General features: G+C 46.9%; 3 protein-coding genes. 1 reads left to right on the forward strand and 2 read right to left on the reverse strand.

Annotation, left to right across the window (positions count from 1 at the left end; genetic code table 11):
• Positions 1 to 380: hypothetical protein (locus ACK5JN_RS19565; protein WP_416871674.1), on the forward strand; the 380-nt coding region annotated here is incomplete at its 5' end.
• A gap of 258 nt (positions 381 to 638) precedes the next feature.
• Here ACK5JN_RS19565 and ACK5JN_RS19570 read toward each other — a convergent pair.
• Both ACK5JN_RS19570 and ACK5JN_RS19575 read right to left on the reverse strand, forming a co-directional pair.
• Positions 639 to 797, reverse strand: a complete 159-nt coding sequence (locus ACK5JN_RS19570; RefSeq protein WP_416871675.1) for a hypothetical protein — start codon at positions 795 to 797, stop codon at positions 639 to 641.
• A gap of 9 nt (positions 798 to 806) precedes the next feature.
• Complete coding sequence (locus ACK5JN_RS19575) at positions 807 to 1,052, reverse strand: hypothetical protein (RefSeq protein WP_416871676.1); 246 nt, start codon at positions 1,050 to 1,052, stop codon at positions 807 to 809.
• Positions 1,053 to 1,965 lie beyond the last annotated feature (913 nt).

Raw genomic sequence — 1,965 nt, forward strand, 5'->3', positions numbered from 1 at the left:
GGAGGGAAAGAGGGAGAGAAGGAGGGGAAAGAGGGTTAGTGAGATGGAGAGAAGAAGGATATGTGTGTGTGTGTGTGTGTGTGTGTGTGTGGCATCGAAGAGGGGAGACAGAGAAGCAAAGAAGGATAGAGACAGCTTTGGGGCAAGAGAGGAAGGACGCGAGGGAAGGAGAAAAGGAAGGAAGAGAAGAAGACTTTAAGGAGAGTAGGAAGGAAAAGGAAAAGAAGGAAGAGAAGGTGGAGGAAATGTCCTTTGAGAAGCAGAGAGAGAGAGACAGGCAGACAGACAGACAGATAGACAGACAGAAACAAAGAGAGACAGGAAGACCACAAAAAAAGACAGACAGACAGACAAACAGAGAAAGAGACAAAAAGAGATAGAAAGACCACAGAGACAGAAACAAACAGACAGACATAAATTTAAAAAGGGAACAAGAGAAAGGTAAATTTAGGAACCGCGGCAGGATCAAGATGGAGGGAGACGCGAGTCCTTCCACAGGTGAGAGGAGGAATCGGAGGAGGAGGTAAAGTGGGGCCCTGGAGGAGTCTGGGAAGGATAGGATTGGAATCTAATCCTAGAGGCGTGAGGCGTATGTAATCATGCAGGGGAATCCAGGAATCATTGTTGCCCTTGTTTGTTCAGGGGCGTGGAGGGAATATCTCTCCTCCTCCTCCTCCTCCTCCTCCTCCTCCACGTCTTCCGTCGCCTCGTTCTTCTCCCTCTGCTACCTCCTCTTCGACCCTCTCCTTCTCTTTCTCTTCTACCTCTTTCTCCTCCCTTGTCTTTCTCTCCTTCACTTCCTCCTCTTACTGCTCCTCGTCTTTTCTTCCTCTTCTCCTCCTCCTCCTCTTCCCCTTCCTCTCTGGTCCCTCTTCCGTTTTGCTCTCTGTATTCTGCCTCGTGTTCTCCTCTTCTGGATCTTCTTTGTCTGTTTTTCCTTTCCTCCTTTCCTCCTCTTCCTTCCTCTTCCTCTTGCTCTTCTCCTTCCTCTCTGGTCCCTCATCTATTTTGTTCTCTTTATTCTGTCTCGTATTCTTCCATTCGCTGCTCACTTTTATCCTTATTTTCCTCCTCCTTCTCTTCTTCCTTTGCTCCGGTTGTCTTCCTCCTCCCTTTCGTTCCTTTTTCCTTTCTCTTGTTTCTCCTCTCTTTTACTTTTCTTTATTCCATGCCATATTCCTCTATTCACAGTTTTTTCTTTTATTTTCTTCAGTTTTCTCCATGCGTGTCTTTCTCTTCCTCCTCCTCCTCCTCCTACTCCTCCTCCTCCTCCTCCTCCCCCCCCCTCCTTCCTACCTCTCCTTCCTATGGACAGTAACCAATGTCTTTTTTCGGACGAGGAGAAGGGGAGAGAGAGATAGAGAGAGAGAGAGAGAGAGAGAGAGAGAGAGAGAGAGAGAGGGAGCGAGTGCGTATGTGTGTGTGTATTTCCATGGCTTGTATAATATTTGGCCTTAAATAAAAAAAAAAACAGATATTATTTTCTCAGGCAATAAATAAACTAAAACTCTCGGGCGGGTTTTCAAACGACGCTAATTCTGTGTGCATATATTTCCAGACTTTCCCATAATAATGTTGGCTTAATTGGCTTACAGGCGAGCAATTTCCGAGATTCTATTCTTTATTCCAGAGGATTTTCTGGGAGAGAACGAAATTATCCTTTTATTCCGCTCGGCTGTCTATATATAAGGGCGAGAGCGAACGGCCGTCCCTATGTGGAGGCTCTGAACACGCACCCACCAACCTCTTCCGCCTTGGAGTAGCTGCGTGCCAGAATGGAATTAGGGCTTCCGTCATCTATACTTAGGCTCGGTATGGCTTCTGTTAAGGCCATGAGACTGATTATAGAGGTATGCAAGCAAGCACGTTGATTGAAACCACAAGGCCGCATGCAAGCACGTTGATTGAAACAACAAGGCCGCAAGCAAGCACATTGATTGAAACCACAAGGCCGCAAGCAAGCAC

This window comes from Kluyvera sp., assembly GCF_047971185.1.
GTDB lineage: Bacteria > Pseudomonadota > Gammaproteobacteria > Enterobacterales > Enterobacteriaceae > Kluyvera.